This window comes from Faecalicatena faecalis, from assembly GCF_012524165.2.
In the GTDB taxonomy this organism is placed as follows: Bacteria; Bacillota; Clostridia; order Lachnospirales; family Lachnospiraceae; genus Faecalicatena_A; species Faecalicatena_A faecalis.
On sequence record NZ_JABACJ020000002.1, the window covers coordinates 73973 to 91530 of the forward strand.

The following is a 17558-nucleotide window of genomic DNA, read 5'->3' on the forward strand; positions in this document are numbered from 1 at the left end:
TTTTTCTCTCCTTTTCCTTTGCTCTCATCCTTATTTTGTCAACTTCTTCACCAGGTCCTCTAGCAGGTTATCCCGGTTGATATAGTATACATAACGGTAAAAGTGTCCCTCTTTTCGAATCGAATATCTGTCATCGTATTCTGGAACAGGGGCATATTCAATCCGATCATTCATCAGCTCCTGATCCATCAGCCAGCCCACTGCTGTCACATCCCATATAGGTCGGCTCCACGTTTTTCCGGCTCCGCATGCAACAGCTTCCTCCTCGGTAAAATCTACCAGATAATCACACAGAGGATTCTTTCCTCTCAAGTGTTCCTCCAGCTCTGGACCGCTGACTGTAAATGCAGAGACCACGCCCATACAAGGAAGCTGTACCAATGGAACTTTGCAGCCGAACACAATCCTCGCTCCAGCAATATCCTGATATAGGTTATATTCCTTATTATTGGGCCAATCCAGAGCATTACCTCCCAGCCAGACCAGGACAATACGGTCGATGATCTCTGGATTCAGCAAGATCGCGGATGCTACATTGGTAATCGCGGCAATTGCCACCACATAGAGCGGATGCTCTGTAGTATACTGCATGGCACGTTCTGCCAGGTCACGCGCCGCATCGGATATGACTGGTGTCTGTTCATCCGGCAGGTATTCCCCTGATCCCCGGTACACATGATCATACATATCCTCTCTGCCCATCAGCTTTAAGACATGTCTGATTTCTTCATAGCTCTTCTCCATTCCATCCTTTGGCCCCTCTGATTTACAGTTTGTAAATGGAGCCGCATAGATTGCCTTTACACGAATCTTTTCATCGGATTTCAGCATATAGGCCAATGCATACTGGTCATCGATCTCATTGTAGGTATCCGTATCAAGTACGGCATCTACGATTCCCACCGGCTTTTCCAGCCTTTTCAGGATTTTCATGTTCTGCTGAATATTCACTGTTCCTTCCTGATCCAGCCCCGCAAATTCAATCCACTCATTTTTCAGATCTTCATTTACCACTCAATTTTCCTCACTTTCATCCTTCTTTAAATATTTTGAATAAATCTCATCCTCATAGATCTCTACGGCCTTTCGGTCCGGCAGTGCCGGCTGTACACCATATCTGGTCACGCTCAATCCTGACGCATAGATGGCAAAGCCGATAGATTGGATGATATTTTTTCCTTCACCGAGACAGACTGCCAATGCACTGATAAAAGAATCCGCGCCGCCTGTGGTATCTACCGCCTCAAATCCTGAGCCTTCAAAATACATAGATAATTCGGCATTTCTGAAATAACAGCCTCTTGACCCCAATGTAACGATCACATTCTTGACCCCTTTGCAAAGCAGGATCTCTGATTTTTCCTCCACCCCCATCTCCCCAGGAACAAAGATATTCAACTCATGCTCATTGGGTACAAAATAGGTAATATAGGAAAGAAGCTCTTCCTTGATTTTCTCTACGGCCGATGGTTTCAGGATGACCTTGGTCTTATTTCTTCTGCAGAATTTAAGTGTATACTCTGCGATATCTCCCGGTATTTCTAACGATAGCAGGCAGTACTTTGCACTCTCGAATAAATACTTATACCGGTTGATGTGGGAAATACTCAGATTCCGGTTGGCTCCGGGATACACAACAATCGTACTCTCGCCAGTCTGCTCTACATTGATATAGGCCTTTCCGCTTGGGAGTGACGGATCAAAGAGTACCCCATCCATGTGAACATGATTCTCTGTCAGGCTTGTGTAGAGCTCCTTGCCGTCCATGTCATTTCCCAGACATCCGATCATATAGACCTGACCTCCGAGCTTTCCTACCCCGACCGCCTGATTGCCGCCCTTCCCTCCCGGATATACATATACCCTCTTTGCGATCTGCGTTTCCCCGTTTACAGGGATTCTTGATACCTCGATCGTCACATCCATATTCATGCTCCCGACCACAATAATCTTCTCTCCCTGCTTTATCTGTGCCGGCTCTGCGATGCTCCCCCGCTCTATAACTGCAGGAGGGAATCTTCTCGTCACTTCGATCTGCTTATCTCCTTGAATCATATCGACTAGATATTCCACCGCATCACGCGCCATCTGTTCACTTGGCAGCCTGACTGCCGTAATTCCGCATCCCAGCAGGGTGAGCAGTTCTCCATCTCCCACCGCGATCACGGACAATTCTTCTGGAATCGCCGTCCTGCTCCTCTCCAACACCTTACATACACAGCAGGCAATTTCCTGTGCTCCGCAAATGATCGCGGTCACATTCTCGCTCAGACATTGCTTGATTCCATATGTCTCAATCTCCTCGATGGTCTCACCCTCATAGCTCCACACCGGATGCACGGGAAAATTATGTTCATGCATCGCAAGTTTATATCCGTTGAGAATACTTCTATCCTTTTTGTAAATAATGCAGGCAATTTTCTGATGCCCTGCCTGAATCAGCCTTTCTGCTGCCAGCTTCCCTGCTTCCGAGAGCCGGTAATAAAAAGTTGCCTTCTGCCGTTCATCAAACTCCTTCGTCTCTCCAAGATACACCGATGCATTTTCAAACCTTGTACCTGTCATCCATTGTCCTGAATCGACCAGAATCCCTGCGATTTTTCTCCTGGCCATCTCATCAATGCTTTTTTCCATCTTTTTCTGACTGTCGGCATAGCTGACTACCAGATTGTATCCCATTTGCCCTGCCATCTTTTCCGCACTCATGACCAGGGCATCCCGCTCTCTGTTATCCCTGCGGACCAGAAGTCCGATCAAATGATTTTTCAGCCCTTCCTTTTCCCTGTACTTTAAATATGGAATGTAATTCTCTTCCTCGATAATCTTTCTTACTTTTTTCTTTGTCTCTTCACTGATATCCTTATCCTTGCCGTTCATGACTTTCGAAACCGTTGATGCTGATACTCCGGCCAGTTTCGCAATATCATTTATATTCATTTTACCTTCCTTTCTATTTCGTTTACTTTTATACTAATTTCTTTTAGTAAACTATTTTTGTTGTTTGAATCTTATCATTTTATGCATTTTAAATCAATCCTTTACAATAACGAAACTATTTTCCGACACATTCCACAAATCTTCCTGTTTACGAAATATTTTTCGCGCCCTGCTTTCTGTTGAAAATGACCATGAAAAAAAGAGAAAATCAGGGGCATCTAAACCCTCTGATTTTCTCTTTTATGATACGATATCAAGAACCTGTCTCTACTTCTTTTTGATTGACACCCCACCGCTGACAGAATCGAATCGGAAGGATGCATTGCCATTCTTATATTCTCCTTTATTTTCCTCCTGGGAAACCTCAAAATCGCACTGGAAGGATCCACTGACAGAATCCTTTTTATACGTAAACCCATCGTTCTCCGGGATGATAAGAATCACATCTCCACTGGTGGAGTCTGTCTCGACCTTCCTTGGGCAGACTGATGACTCGATCTCCATTGTGCCTGATACAGTGTCTGATTCGATGGCCGCAAAGCTGCCCTCTACTTTTACACTGCCGCTGGTCGTATCTGATTCCAGTTGATCCGTCACCTCCAGATCACGTCCTGAAAAGCTTCCACTCGTGCTGTCCATCTCCAGCTTTTCCGTACTCAAGCCCTCCATCTGCGTATCTCCTGATACACTGTCCAGATTAATTCGTTCTGCATGGATTCCCTCCAACCACATATCGCCTGAGACAGTATCTACTCCTACAAATCCCATATTTCTCGCTGTCTCCTCTGGAATCTTTATAAAGAGCTCTTTCTTTCCTCTTCCACCTAATGATAATAGGCTTCGCTGGGACTTCTGATACTGTATGATAAGTCTTCCGTTCTTATTGTAGTAATGGAGCCGTTCCTTTTCCTTTAGCTTTTTAGACGACTTTTCATAAAATTGTACGGTATTTCCTTCATAGACCTGCACCTTTACGCTGCCATCGATCCAATTGATATCCAGCTCCTTTACCTGATCCCCATCTATCTTTCCAGGTCCTGCTTTATATTTTCCGGCATCTCGATACGTATAGCCGCTGTGAAAACCAATATTCAATCCGTTGAAACCTCCGGTCATCCCCAGGATCAAAATGGCAAATAACGCTGCTGCCGCGATTGACCAGGCGATGATTCTGATCCATGCTGATTCTCTTCTATTCATTCCCTCACCTTACCTTTTCAATTCAAATACGGCTTTAATGATCCCTTCAATTGCAACTCCGATCAGGAAGATCACCCATGTAATATGCCACGCAAAAGTCCAGAAGCTGACCAAGATGTAGATGACAACGATCAGTGCCCAAAGCGCACTGCTGATTGCCCGAAAGGCTCTCCTATTCGCGTCTGTCTGCTGCTGCCATTCCTTGAATTCCTCTACGATCGAATCATCCATCCTCTGATAATACGGCTTTGTCATATAATTATAGATGAGCAGCCCTGTTGCGATTCCGATCAGTGTGAACATCAATGCCGGGGCCAGATTATTCTCAAACCTGGTATCGCTCAGAAGGATGGGAGGAAGCAGGCACATGATATACAGGGCTACTGCCACAGAAATCCGCAGTGCTGACTTCCTCCTCCACACCTGCATCCTCTCGTCATCATATACACGGCTGGCCGGAAGCTCCTGCTTCAATCCGGCTAGAAGTTCATCCATATCTCCGATACTTGCAACTGCAATATTATAAGCAGCCTCCTGTGTCTTGCCCTCCGCTAAAAGGTCATGGTATTTGTCTACCAGATTCTGTAAGATCTCCTCTTTCAGTTCAATCGATCTCCGGTCTGGCTTCACATCCCTGAACAGATGATCCATATATGCCCTCAATTTATCTTCCATTCTGCTCCTCCTTCTCCTCTCCACTTTGAATCAGAATATCAATCAATTCCTTTGCTTCGTCCCATTCCTCTTTCATCTTAAAGTATGCCTGGCGCCCCTCCAGTGAGATCGTATAGTAACGTCTCCTGGCCCCGGTATTCTCGTTCCCCCAGTAGGAGCAGATATATCCTGCCCCCTCCAGCCTCCGAAACGCTGTATACAGGGTCGCCTCTTTTAGTTCATACTTATTGTCCGTCTTTAACTGAATATCCTTGTTGATCTTATATCCATAACTATCTTCCCGCATCAAATGCGCCAGAATAATCGTATCTGTATGCCCACGGATCAAATCTGATGCTATTGACATCTATCAACACCTCCCTGCTGATCGCTTATGTAATTTAAACATGCTTTTTCCAATCTTTGTGTGATGTATATTTTATTTCCATATATACATATAATCATATAATACCTCATCTGTCAAGGTATATTGTAATCTTATATAAATTTCATAGATATTTATTCCTTTCTCTAAGTCTATTCCCCTGCTCCTGATTTCTCTCCTATCTGTTCCTGTGATTTTTACTGAATCAAACCAAGAGTTTCGCTTGCGAGACTCGCACCTGCGTCGGTCGCATCGCGACATCTACCTTTTACACCGCAGTGCGTATCCCGCCCATCGTTTTTTGTTATATGGGAAAGTTCAAAGAATGTACCTATATAACAAAAAAGTGCCGCAGAGCTCAACACATATGTCTTAAACTCTGCAGCACTCTTGGCTTCATATACCAGGGGCCTGCCGTTTCTTCCACTATTTTTTAATTTCTTTCCCAGCCGCTAGTGCCTGCCTTGTCTCATAAATGTTCTGAATATACTGATTCTGATTCTGTAAAGCGATTGCAGTCACAATGACATCTATGATTGCCAACATAGCAACACGGGAGCTGGACGGTTCCTGCTTATAAGAAGTCTCCCTCGCTCTCACCTCGAACACAAGATCAGCCATCCTGCCAAGCAGCGACTCTTTGAAAGATGTGATCAACACAGTCTTCGTCCCGTTTTTCTTTGCAATATCCATGACATTTACAAAATGCTTTGTTGTCCCTGAATTGGAAAAAATCACAATCAAATCATTTTCCTTAAGGAGTGCAGTCCGCATCAGTTGAATATGGGAATCGATGCAGACCCTGGTATCAATTCCTGTTCGAAGGAATTTGTTCTCCCCATCAATCGCTACGGTCCCTGAGCCGCCAAGTCCATAGAATTCTACCTTTCCGCCCCTGCCTAAAAGCCTTAAAAACTCTTCCAAATTATCATAATTCATATAGGAAAAAGTCTGCTGCAGAGCTAAGATATGGGAATTCACGACCTTCTGTGAAATCACCTTTAAAGAATCACTTTCCAATATCTCCTCATGGATAATCTTTAATGTCTCATTCGTGTAATTACTGCCCTGCGCCAAGGCAATCTTAAAGTCCTGATATCCGTCAAAATCCAGCTTCCTGCAGAAACGTACCACGGTCGGCTCAGAAACATTGACCTGCTTTGCCAAGCTTGCAATAGAAAGACGCATCGTCTCATCTGAATTATCCAGCACATAAGCGGCAACCTTTTGCTCCGACTTGCTCAGCAGATCATAAAGTTCCTGTATCCGAAGCAGCACTTCGTTTTTTGAATGTAAAATCATAGGTGAATCCTCCCTTATCTCATCCTGTTTCCGGGATCACACTTATCATCTTACCACAGGAGCCCTTTGAACACAATGGATTTCAGGCGTTCAACATATGCTCTGGGTTCCCATTTACAAGAACCTCTACCAAATGTTCCCCAACGATCCGAGTTACATTTTTCATCGTTTCTATGGAAGAAGCACCAATATGCGGTGTCATTGTGACATCCAATTCACGCAGTGGAGAATCCATCTCCAAAGGCTCACGCGCAAATGCATCCAGTGCGGCCCCTCTGATCCGCTTCTCTTTCAGTGCACGGATCAATGCATCTGCCTCAATCAAGCCGCCCCTTGCCGTATTCACAATAATGACATCTTTCTTCATCAATCCCAGGCTCCTCTCATTGATCATTCCCCGTGTACTCTCAAGCAGGGGCAGGTTCAAGCTGATAAAATCACTTTCTATGTAAACCTGGCTGATATCTTCTACAAGTTCCACTTGATTCTCCTTACACCACTTAAGATCTGGATAAACATCATATGCAAGGACACGCATATGGAATCCTCGAAGCAATTCTACGAAGTGCCTTCCTATTGCTCCTAGTCCCAGGACGCCTATCGTCTTCCCTGATAATTCCACCCCGACCTCTCTTTCCCAGCGTCCCTGGTCAATCATCTTAGAATGCTTCACGATTTTTCTTGCCTCACACAGTAAGATTCCCAGATTCAACTCGGCGACAGCCTGTGCATTGGCGCCTGGACAGTTTCCCACATAGATGCCGCGTCTCGTCGCCTCTTTTACATCAATGTGGTCCACACCCGTCCCATTCATATGAATCACTTTCAGATTTCTGCCAGCCTCCATTACGGTCTTATCGATGCGATCGATTCCACAGACCAGCCCGTCATAATCCGTAACTTCATCTGCAATCTGTTCACTTGTCATATTACTGGCAGATGCTCTGACGATTTCTATTCCTTTTTCCTTCAATTCTTCCATTATTTCAGGATTATATTTTGCGAAAGATTTCGATGTTACTAATACTCGATACATGTTTCCCTCCCGACTATTTACAGTTCCATGTTGTACATCGCGTTTCTAAGCTTAATATATTTCACATACTTTTTCTGATAGGAAATATGCTTCTCAATGTCAGGAGTATACACGGCATCCACTGCCAGTTCTTTCTCAAATGCAAGCTCTTTTAATTCCCCGATTCCGTAGAGTGCGAAAATTGCTGCTCCCATAATGGAGCCTTCTGCCATATTCAGGGTTATGATCTTCTTGCCCAGAATATCTGCAAGCATCTGACACATAGTTTTAGTTCTCGACAGACCGCCTGTCAAAATTAAATCCGGGCAGATCTTCACCTGTTCATGGATGATATTGACCAATGAGAACAGATCGAATCCGATACTTTCCAGATAAGACTTCACAATGTCCACAAGCGTATGCTCATGTGTCAGTCCATAAATCGTCGCCTTCACCTTATCATCCCAGTAAGGACTTCTACATTTGATCAGATAAGGAAGGAATAAAAGGTCATCACATGCAGGAGGCAGTTTGAATAATTTCTTATCTACCACCTCAAAAATCTCATCAAAGCTCTTTGCATATGCAAATTCTGCAATATTCCGTATCATCCACTGATATCCATTCCCTACATTGCTTAATATGCCTCCATAGACCCACATTTGGTCTGTCACCGCATAGGTCCACATCCTCTGTTCACTGTCCACGACCGGCCTTGAAGTCAGAACTCTTGCCGCTCCTGATGTACCCAGATCAATATTGATGACACCCTCCCTGGACGCCCCGCTCCCCAGATTAGCCAATGGACCATCACCGCCGCCCGGCACCACTTTAATTTTTTCCGGCAGCCCCAACTCTTCCCGCAGTTTCTGATTTCTGAATTCGAATACCGCAGAACCAGAGACCGGACAAGACAACTGTTCTTCTGTAATCCCGATGATTCCAAGAGCACGGCTGTCCCAGTCGAGCTGGTGGATATTGAATAATCCACTGCCGGACGCCATGGAGTAATCCACGACATATTCCCCAATCATTTTTTCCATAATGTATTCTTTAATTGAAATATATTTATAAGCCTGCGCCGCGATCTTTTGTTCATTCTCACGAAGCCACATGATTTTTGATAATGGATACATCGAATTTAATGGGCATCCTGTAGCTTCATAAAGATAACTTTTTCCATAAATCATGGAAAGGCGCTCTGCCTGTTCATCACTCCTGGAATCCGACCAGAGGATCATACGATACAATGGCTGTCCATCTATATCTACAGGGAAAATATTATACATCTGGCTGCTGAATGACATCGCCTTAATACTTTCTCTGTCCACATTAGAATTTTCAATACAGGCCCTGACCGTATTCTTAAAATGTTGTTCGATCTCCTTCGGAGACTGCTCCTGCATATATTTACTCACAAGGATCACGTCGTATTTGGTCTGTTCCTTATGCAGGATATTTCCCTTCTCGTCAATGATCATTGCTCTGATACTTGATGTTCCGATATCTAACGCAAGGACATTTGCACTCATCTTTTTTTCCTCTCTTCCACCTGGATTCCATGTTTACCGCTGTTAGTTCTGACGTGCTGCTTTGATATTCTCCGAGAATCTCTTCGCCAGATCTGTGATTGCCTGATAGTCCCCTGTCTTTGCTCCGGCAATCAGGCTTCCGCCTGCTCCAACAGCAACGCAGCCCGCCTTGATCCATGTCTGAACATTATCTACATCCACACCGCCTGAGGGCATCATTTCTACCTGAGGCATCGGTCCCTTCACTGCTTTGACAAAATCTACTTTCAGTACATTTCCCGGGAAAATCTTCACAATATCCACACCGTACTGAAGGGCCTCTGAAATTTCTTTCAATGTCATGCAGCCCGGCATATAAGGGATTTTATACAGATTGCACAGTTTTGCCGTCTCTTTGTCAAAGCTGGAGCTTACAATATACTGTGCCCCGCTTAAGATAGCAACCCTGGCAGTCTGTGCATCCAGAACTGTACCCGCACCAATCAGGATTTCCTCCGGTCTGTAGTCATGGGCCAGCTCCTCAATGATGTGATGTGCTCCCGGTACTGTAAATGTAATTTCAACAGAGGCACAGCCGCCTGCGATACATGCTTCTGTAATTTTTTTTGCCTCCTTAGCGTTCTCGGCACGGACAACAGCAACAAGTCCGTTTTCCTTTATTTTACTCAATATTTGTTCTTTTGTCATTTCGTTTTCCTACCTTTCATAAATCATTTTTTATGTTTACCTTCTTTTTTCTTACATCTTTTATGCCACATTTTGGTTCTACTGATAGAGCAGGTTCGGCAGGAAAGTAATGATCTGCGGAATGAACACTGCCAAAAGGATGATTATAAATGTGACGATCGTATATGGAATCAGTTCTTTACTCACCTCACTGAATGTCCGCTTTGTCATACTGCACGCCGTAAAGATGAGCGTTCCAACGGGCGGCGTGATCAGGCCTGTTGTTAAAATTGCAAGGAAAATAACACCGAAGTAGACCGGATCGATTCCATACTGTGCCACCGGGGCGATGAAGATCGGTGCCAGAATCAGGATTGCCGGAGTCAGGTCCATAATCATACCTACTACAATCAGCAGTACAAAAACAATCAGCATAAATACTTTCTGTGAGTTTGCGAATCCAAGCAGATAATCGGCCACCTGCTGAGGTACACGATTATAGGTCAGCACCCATGCCACTGCAGACGCACTTCCTACAATTGCCATAACGGTTCCTGTGGACTTCATAGATTTCTCGAAAATCTCTACGATATTCTTCATCTTCAGTTCTTTATATACAAATTTGGAAATGATAAATGCATATACAACAGAAAATGCTGCTGCCTCTGTAGCGGTAAAAATACCTGCCACAATGGTGACCATGATAAAGACAGGAAGCAGTAGTGCCCAGATGACACCTTTTGCCTCATTCTCTTCTACATCGATTACACTTGTAATGTTTTTTGCGGCACTCTTTGGGATATAATACCCTCGTTTCTTTCCAATAATATAGCTTAATATAACATGCCCTGCCGTAATCAGAATTCCCAGGATCATTCCTCCCATAAACAAGCTCGGAATTGCTGCACCTGTAATGGAGCCATACAAAATGACCGGAATACTCGGTGGAATAATCGGCCCCACGACTCCTCCTGCTGCTACAACTGCACCGCTGAATGCAGAATCATACTTCTGTTTCTGCATGGCCGGAATCATGATCGCACCGATTGCTGCCGCCGTTGCAATCGCAGAGCCATTGATTGCTGCAAAAATCATAGCACTGACACCGGCGACCATTGCAAGTCCGCCCGGTACATTCCCCAATTTCTTAGAGACCGCAGCAATAATGCGTTTTGTCATTCCTCCTGAGTTCATGATCTCTCCTGCCAGGATAAAGAAGAAAATGGCAGTCAGAGAATAATTATCCATTGATTTGATAAACTGATGTGCAAATACCAGAACCTGCACATCACTGAAATACAATAGTATGATTGCAGATAAGGACAGTGACAGTACGATTGGCACTCCTACCACGAAAAATACTGCAAAGATACCTAAATAAAGTAACAAGGTGCTCATACCTGTCCGCCCTCCTGTCTGTCATTTTCCTTTTTATGAAATGTTTTCACGATTCCCCAGATACCGATCGCAATCCAGGCTGCTCCTGCCAGTACACCCGGGATATAAAACATTGCACCCGGAAGTTTCGTAGCCGGCAGCGGAATTTTTCCAATTACGGAGATGATTCCCCATCCATATACCATTAAGTTCCACCCAATGATCATCAAAACAATATAAGCGACAATGGCACAAATCTTTTTCGTCACTGCATTCTTATTGGCAATCACATCAAATCCAATATGCCCGCCGCTGATGAACAGATCTGTGATTCCAATAAACATCGCCCATGCAAAGAGAAGACGGATGACTTCTTCTGCCCAAAGGAATGTATCCCCGAGTATGTAACGCCCCAACGCATTTATGAACATAATCAGCGTCATGGCAAGTCCTAAAATCATTAATATCACATTTTCAATCTTTCTTACCCGATTATTCACCTTTTAAACCCTGCTCCCTTTCCCGCCGGACACCACTTCTCTATCCGGCATATTTTTATTTTTGTGCTTCTGCTAATACTTCATCCATAAAATCTTTGCCGATGACCGATTCGAATTTCTCGTAAGTACTTTGAGCCGCATCCTGAAATGCTTTTTTCTCTTCATCCGACAGTACATAAATCTCTGACTTTTCTGCGATTTCGTCAATGTACTCCTGTTCTTGAGAACGCCCTGCTTCTCTCTCATAAATGCGCAGATCATATGCAGCATTCTTCACGATTTCCTGCAGGTCCTTAGGAAGATCTTCCAAAAGCGCCTTGCTGTAGAGGACCGGAACCGGGGAGTATACATGGTCTGAGATGGTAGTATACGGCTGCACTTCATAGAACTTATTGGTCGCTATGATAGATAATGGGTTTTCCTGCCCGTCGATTACGTTAGACTGCAGGGAAGTATAAATCTCACCAAAGCCCAGCGGTGTAGGCGCTGCGCCCATTTTCTGGAAGAAATCTATATGTACGTCATTCTGCATCGTCCTTAACTTGATTCCCTTTAAATCCTCCGGCTTCGTGATCGGCCTCTTATTATTCGTTAATTCGCGGAAGCCGTTCTCCCACCAGGCAAGCCCCACGATACCGATGTCCTCCATACTGGAGAGCATTTTTGTTCCCACATCTCCATCCAGGACACGATCAGCCTGTTCTGAATTCAGGAACAGAAACGGCAGGTCAAAGGCCAGATAGGATGGTTCAAATAATCCCAAAGGGCCTGTAGTAGTCGGGCACATATCCAATGCTCCAATCTGCAGCAGCTCTATCATCTCTTTCTCAGAGCCGAGCTGTGAGGATGGGAATAACTGTACATCCACATCATAGCCTAACTCTTTTGCTTCCTTCTCTACCTGCTTTTCAAATTCGTTTGATGCCAGGTCAATCGGATGTCCAGGATTGGTTCCATATCCGACTTTGATTGAATAAGACTTTGCCTTTTCTGACCCCTGGCATCCTGACAGCAGACCCACTGTAAGGGTCGCTGCCAGAGCACATGCAATCCATCTTTTCATCCTTATTTCTCCCACTTTTTAATAAATTCTGCTGAACTATAAGCATTTTCGAACTTTTCTTTTTCTTTCTCTGTCAAGTCTCTGACCGGAAGACGGAAGCCGCCGAATTTCAATCCACGCTTTTCGATCGCATATTTATAAGCGGATGCATATGGTCCGATTTTGAAGATGCTCCTCATCTGATTGATATCTTTTTGAATCTCACATGCACGTTGTGTATCTCCTGCTTTATAAGCATCCCACAATGCAACAAAAATTTCTGGATGTGAATTCGCGATTGCCGTTACAATTCCATTTGCTCCTGCACATAAGGACAGGTAGAATAATCCGTCTGAACCACTGATTGCAATCGTATCCTTCGGCAGTTCATTTATGTAATCCTGGAACAGCACCATGTCTTTACTGCTGTCCTTTACTCCTACGATATTCTCACAGTCCTGTACCAATCTCTTGTATAACTTCACAGTCAACTTATTATTTGCCCTGTCTGGATTATTATAAATGAAGATCGGCATATTCGGTACTGCATCTGCAATAGCAGTGAAATTCTGATACAGATTTTCTTCATCATAAGGGTAAAACCACGGTGTGATCAATGCCATCGCATGTACACCTTTTTCATAACAGTACTTCGCAAACTCAATGCTCTCTGCTGCATTCACACAGGTTCCCTGCACAATGATATCCACACGGTCCTTCACCTGGTCCACCAAGACATCGATGATATGTTTCTTCTCATGCAGAGGAATATTGATTCCTTCTCCCATTGTTCCGATTGGGAAGAGTCCGTGGATGCCCCGCTCGATCATAAACTCAAGGTGTGCCCTGTAAGCATCCTCATCCAATCTCCCGTCCTCTGTAAATGGTGTTAAGTTTGCAACAATGATACCCTCAAATTTTCTGTTTAGTGTAATCATATTTCTTTACCTCTCTTCTAAAATTGTAATTTAACTACAATTGCATATTATCATTATAGTAGTAATTTTACAATATAATTTTTGATATTTTTTGTTGTTTTCCTACCTTTCAGCGTAACATACAATTTTGAGAGTTCAAATTTGTTAAATTTTATTATTGACAAATTGTGTTTTGTAATTTTACTACGTTTTTTGTGACAAAACTTTGCTTTCGATAATATAATAAAACAAAAAGAAAAGAGGGTCTATTATGAGCTTTTGGTGTCCTAACCATCCGAAACCGCCTTGCACTACGAATTCTGCCTGCAGATTTTTTGCCCAATTTACCGTTACGGCTAATGTAGCATCCGGCAGTGATCTTCCGATGAGTGTCCTTTTTCAGGAAGGGGACCAGATCCGTTTGAACAATACAGACCAGATACTGCTGGACCCAGGATATCTTTACCTTATCAACTACCTCTTCCTTGCCACCCCGGAACCGGACGGATTTTTTGAAATCATCCCCAGGATCAACGGATCACTGCGCCTTTACTATGCCTTCTTTGCACCAGCCGGCAGAGTAGAACGAAATGCCTCGGCTGCAGGAAGCTTTACTACAAATGAGGCCGCCACCCAGGAAGCCTCCCTCGCCTTTCATCTGACTTATCCGTCCACGGTCAACAATATAGATCTCACCGGTACCATTTCAGTCACACCTCTGATACGGCTTTAAAAAAAGACGGAGCCCCCATTCGAAATTGGATGGCTCCGTCTTCTCTGTATTATAAAAGACAAAGGGTCATGCTCTATTCTCTTTTCCGATGTCTTTCTATCTCATCAATGCTTTTACATCCACATAATCCATTCCCAGGCTGAGTGCTACATTTTGATAGGTCACCATTCCGGCATAAGTATTCACAGCAGAATACAAGACTTCTGTCTTTTTACAGGCCTCTTCCAGTCCGTCTGATGCAATCTTAAGCCCATATCCCAATGTTGCATTCGTCAAGGCAATCGTTGAGGTCCTCGGCACAGCTCCCGGCATATTTCCAACACAATAGTGTACGATATCGTCTACTTTAAAGACAGGATCATCATGATAAGTCACTCGGGTCGTCTCGCAGCAGCCGCCCTGATCCACTGCAACATCCACGATCACGGCTCCCGGTTTCATTTTCTTGAGATATCGCCTTAAAATGACCTTCGGAGCCTTTTTCCCAGGAATCAGGACACACCCGACAACCAGGTCCGCGTCCTTTAACGCATGCTCTATATTGACATCTGTAGACATTAAAGTCTGTATCCTAGCACCAAATATATCATCCAGGTAGGCAAGCCTCTGAACGTTCACATCCATGATCGTCACATTGGCTCCCATGCCGACCGCGATTTTACAGGCATTGGTTCCCACAGAGCCGCCCCCGATTATCACGACATTGGCCTTGGGTGTTCCCGGCACACCGCTAAGAAGCACCCCCTCTCCTCCGTACATTTTCTCAAGATACTTCGCGCCTTCCTGAATACTCAACCGTCCAGCGATCTGGCTCATCGGAGCCAGGAGGGGCAGGCTGTTATTTTTCTCCATGAGGGTCTCATAAGCGATTCCCTTCACCTGTGACTTAAGCAGAGCCTCTGTCAAGGGTCTGTCTGCCGCAAGGTGAAGATAGGTATAAAGAATCAGTCCTTCGTGAAACAGCGGATATTCCTCTGGCAGAGGTTCTTTTACCTTTACCAGCATCTCCGAATGATCCCATACCGCTCTTGCCGTCTCTAACAGTCTGGCTCCAGCCCTTTCGTACTCCTCATCCGTAAATCCAGAGCCAAGCCCCAGTCCTGCTTCCACATACACATCATGTCCTGCTTCTACATAACTTCTGGCATTGTCCGGGGTCATCCCGACACGGTACTCTTGTTTCTTGATTTCTTTCACGCATCCGATTCTCATTACATTTTCCTCCAATCTGATTACCTGGCAAAAAGCGTCAGCTAACAATTACACCTACATTGTTACATCACTTTTGTTTTCAGGACAGTCGAAACCTCCTCCTTTCTAAGATCTCTGTTCTGAATTTCTTTTCCAATTTAAAACACACTCTATTTCGACTTCATTATACAAAATCTGGACGAAGAAAGATATGAAAAACTGAAAAATATTCGAATCTGACGGTAATCATTTAGCACCATCCAATAAAAATTTAAGCCGTCAGCATTCCTGTTAGCCAGGCCATAAAAATGCTCTGAAAAACAAGATTGCTGACGGCTTAAAATTCTAGCAGCGTCGCTTACTTAATTTTCTTCTCTAAGTCCAAGTATCCCTTCTACCAATATCCGCACATCATCCAAAATATAATCGAAGGCTCCCGCCTGACACATATTAATGAGCACCATTCCGATTGGAACCGCCAAGATCATGCCCAGAACACTGCTCACTTTATACCCGATATAAAGCAGCAGTAAAGTGACCAGTGGATTCAATCCCATGCTGTCTCCCACCAGTTTTGGCTGTAGAAGCTGACGGACTAACTGGGTCACCGCATAAATAATCAATAGCAGGAGGGCAACCTTATAGTTGCCCATCAGAAATTTATACACGGCCCAGGGAATCATCGCTGTCCCAGTTCCAAAAAAAGGCAGAAAATCCAAAAAGGCAATCAGAAAGGCTACCAGCACTGAATAATGCACGTTCAACACAGCAAAACCAATGAACAAGATCAAAAAGACGACCCCCATTATCTTGAACTGTGCCTTGAAATAGCCGCCTACTGCATATTTTAAGTTGTCCATGACAAGGCTCATCCGCTTTTCTACGGATGGAGGGGCCACTCTTTTGAGCCATTGGATCACTTCTTCCCTTTGAACCGTGAAGAAATATGCTGACATAATGACTACAATAAAAGAAATCAGATAGGACGGCAGACTCTTTGCAAAGTTTCCTGCGGCTGTCACTGTCGGCTGACTGATTTTAGAAACCAGCTCACCCATATATTGATCCAGGTTCAGCACGACGGTATTCCATCCATTCTGGATTCCTTCAGGCAGTTTGGAAAATGTACCCGAAAGTGTACTTCCGATCTGCCTGAGCCCTTGCTCCAACTGTGCATACATATCCGGGAAGTTCTTGACCAGGTCACCGATTTCCGTACTGATCCGGCTGATAGCAAAATAAAGCACCAGAATGATCAGGGCCAGAACAACGATAACAATCAATGCTGAACCCAGCTTCTTCACGATCTTCAATCGTTTCTCCAGCCAGTTTACCAGCGGCGTTGCAATGGCCGATATGATCCAGCCGATCACGAACGGCATCAGAAACCCAATTGCCTTGAGTCCGACGATCACAAATGCTGCTGTTGCAAGCAGACTGAAAATAAGGCTTACAGCAACCTGCCAGTAAGGCCTCTTTTTCTCCATAATTATTCCACCTCTTGTCTGTCCAAATACTCCGTTTCAACCAGCTCCCAGATTTCTTCTCTCCCCTGCTTTGTGACAGAAGAGAAAGGGATGATCTTTGTGCCAGGTACAAGGTCCAGCCCTTCTCTGACCATTTTCACATGCTTCTGAATCTGGCTTCTCTTTAGTTTGTCCAGCTTTGTGGCGATTATGATTGGGGGAAATCCCTGATCCACGATCCAGCGGTACATCATCCTGTCATTCGCAGATGGCTCATGCCGGATATCAATCAAAAGGAAGACCGCACGAAGCTGACTGGAACCATGGAGGTATCTCTCTATCAGCTTTCCCCACTGTGCCTTCTCCTTCTCAGAGACCTTTGCATATCCGTACCCTGGAAGGTCCACGAGATATAGCTCTTCGTTGATATTATAAAAGTTGATTGTCTGAGTCTTCCCGGGAGTCGCGGAAATCCTGGCATAGGATTTCCGATTCATCAGAGCATTGATCAGGGAAGATTTTCCTACATTGGATTTCCCCGCAAATGCGATCTCCGGTTTATCATTCTCCGGCAGCACACTTGTAATTCCACAGACCGTCTCTAAGTTTATATTCTTAATTACCATAAAATTCTCCTGTCT

General features: G+C 44.4%; 17 protein-coding genes. 1 reads left to right on the plus strand and 16 read right to left on the minus strand.

Features of this window, described 5'->3' with window-relative positions:
- Positions 1-30 precede the first annotated feature (30 nt).
- The 13 genes from HGO97_RS03015 to HGO97_RS03075 all read right to left on the minus strand — a co-directional run bounded on the left by HGO97_RS03015 (position 31) and on the right by HGO97_RS03075 (position 13548).
- On the minus strand, positions 31-1014 hold the full coding sequence (locus HGO97_RS03015) for a nucleoside hydrolase (protein ID WP_287841819.1): 984 nt from the start codon (positions 1012-1014) through the stop codon (positions 31-33).
- A complete protein-coding gene (locus HGO97_RS03020) occupies positions 1015-2937 on the minus strand; it encodes a PfkB family carbohydrate kinase (RefSeq protein ID WP_216239292.1) in 1923 nt (640 codons plus the stop codon).
- Between the two features lie 267 nt (positions 2938-3204).
- Positions 3205-4137 (minus strand): DUF4097 family beta strand repeat-containing protein, encoded by a 933-nt coding sequence (locus HGO97_RS03025; protein WP_216239293.1) that lies wholly within the window; start codon positions 4135-4137, stop codon positions 3205-3207.
- Between the two features lie 9 nt (positions 4138-4146).
- Positions 4147-4812, minus strand: coding sequence for a permease prefix domain 1-containing protein (locus tag HGO97_RS03030; RefSeq protein ID WP_216239294.1), 666 nt, complete (start codon positions 4810-4812; stop codon positions 4147-4149).
- Positions 4802-5158 carry a PadR family transcriptional regulator gene (locus HGO97_RS03035; protein ID WP_216239297.1) on the minus strand — a complete coding sequence of 119 codons (357 nt, stop codon included), beginning with the start codon at positions 5156-5158 and terminating at the stop codon, positions 4802-4804. The genes HGO97_RS03030 and HGO97_RS03035 overlap by 11 nt, the downstream gene beginning before the upstream one ends.
- Positions 5159-5602: 444 nt before the next feature.
- Positions 5603-6478: a MurR/RpiR family transcriptional regulator gene (locus HGO97_RS03040; RefSeq protein ID WP_216239298.1), complete on the minus strand. Its 876-nt coding sequence runs from the start codon at positions 6476-6478 to the stop codon at positions 5603-5605.
- An 82-nt stretch (positions 6479-6560) separates the two neighbouring features.
- On the minus strand, positions 6561-7514 hold the full coding sequence (locus HGO97_RS03045; RefSeq protein WP_216239302.1) for a phosphoglycerate dehydrogenase: 954 nt from the start codon (positions 7512-7514) through the stop codon (positions 6561-6563).
- 17 nt (positions 7515-7531) lie between these two features.
- Complete coding sequence (locus tag HGO97_RS03050; protein ID WP_216239304.1) at positions 7532-9025, minus strand: gluconokinase; 1494 nt, start codon at positions 9023-9025, stop codon at positions 7532-7534.
- A 42-nt stretch (positions 9026-9067) separates the two neighbouring features.
- The gene (locus tag HGO97_RS03055) at positions 9068-9712 is read right to left on the minus strand and encodes a bifunctional 2-keto-4-hydroxyglutarate aldolase/2-keto-3-deoxy-6-phosphogluconate aldolase (RefSeq protein WP_216239306.1); all 645 of its coding nucleotides are present in this window, start codon (positions 9710-9712) and stop codon (positions 9068-9070) included.
- 78 nt (positions 9713-9790) lie between these two features.
- Entirely contained in the window at positions 9791-11089 is a 1299-nt protein-coding gene (locus HGO97_RS03060; RefSeq protein ID WP_216239308.1) for a TRAP transporter large permease, read from the minus strand.
- Positions 11086-11568 (minus strand): TRAP transporter small permease, encoded by a 483-nt coding sequence (locus HGO97_RS03065; RefSeq protein ID WP_216239314.1) that lies wholly within the window; start codon positions 11566-11568, stop codon positions 11086-11088. Before HGO97_RS03065 ends, HGO97_RS03060 begins: the two co-directional genes overlap by 4 nt.
- A 55-nt stretch (positions 11569-11623) precedes the next feature.
- Complete coding sequence (locus HGO97_RS03070) at positions 11624-12631, minus strand: DctP family TRAP transporter solute-binding subunit (protein WP_216239316.1); 1008 nt, start codon at positions 12629-12631, stop codon at positions 11624-11626.
- A 2-nt stretch (positions 12632-12633) separates the two neighbouring features.
- A complete protein-coding gene (locus HGO97_RS03075; RefSeq protein ID WP_216239320.1) occupies positions 12634-13548 on the minus strand; it encodes a dihydrodipicolinate synthase family protein in 915 nt (304 codons plus the stop codon).
- Positions 13549-13798: 250 nt separating this feature from the next.
- Between HGO97_RS03075 and HGO97_RS03080 the strand changes: the two genes are divergently transcribed.
- A complete protein-coding gene (locus tag HGO97_RS03080; RefSeq protein ID WP_216239323.1) occupies positions 13799-14260 on the plus strand; it encodes a hypothetical protein in 462 nt (153 codons plus the stop codon).
- 96 nt (positions 14261-14356) lie between these two features.
- Here the strand turns inward: HGO97_RS03080 and ald are convergent, their stop codons facing one another.
- From ald to yihA, 3 genes are all read right to left on the minus strand, one after another.
- Positions 14357-15472 carry an alanine dehydrogenase gene (gene ald, locus HGO97_RS03085; RefSeq protein WP_216239325.1) on the minus strand — a complete coding sequence of 372 codons (1116 nt, stop codon included), beginning with the start codon at positions 15470-15472 and terminating at the stop codon, positions 14357-14359.
- A 341-nt stretch (positions 15473-15813) separates the two neighbouring features.
- The gene (ytvI, locus tag HGO97_RS03090) at positions 15814-16938 is read right to left on the minus strand and encodes a sporulation integral membrane protein YtvI (protein ID WP_216239328.1); all 1125 of its coding nucleotides are present in this window, start codon (positions 16936-16938) and stop codon (positions 15814-15816) included.
- 2 nt (positions 16939-16940) lie between these two features.
- The gene (gene yihA, locus HGO97_RS03095; protein ID WP_216239330.1) at positions 16941-17543 is read right to left on the minus strand and encodes a ribosome biogenesis GTP-binding protein YihA/YsxC; all 603 of its coding nucleotides are present in this window, start codon (positions 17541-17543) and stop codon (positions 16941-16943) included.
- Positions 17544-17558 lie beyond the last annotated feature (15 nt).